This is a genomic window from Vibrio sp. 10N.222.46.A1, from assembly GCF_041473595.1.
GTDB classification, from domain to species: domain Bacteria; phylum Pseudomonadota; class Gammaproteobacteria; order Enterobacterales; family Vibrionaceae; genus Vibrio; species Vibrio tasmaniensis_A.
Window position 1 is genome coordinate 1,726 of the sequence record NZ_JBFRSN010000352.1, and the last position, 200, is coordinate 1,925.

The window sequence follows — 200 nt, forward strand, 5'->3', positions numbered from 1 at the left end:
CTTGAAGGGTGATGACTAGCGTCCCTTCAGTGAAACCGAACCGCTGCTCACCAGTATCTGTTTGAACCAGTGTTCTAAGTTGTCCGTCATAAACAAACTGAGTGATTGTTGCACCATCTGCACTTTGCACTGGCATCACATCGACAGTGCCTGTCGTAACAACACCGGCAGCTAAATCTGCAACCGTTGGTTCCGTAATG

The 200-nt window shown here is 48.5% G+C and carries 1 protein-coding gene; it reads right to left on the minus strand.

Going from position 1 to position 200, the window contains the following annotated elements:
* Window positions 1–199 (minus strand): hypothetical protein (locus tag AB4496_RS29785; RefSeq protein WP_408063567.1); only part of this gene is annotated, 199 nt, incomplete at its 3' end.
* Window position 200: the final 1 nt, after the last annotated feature.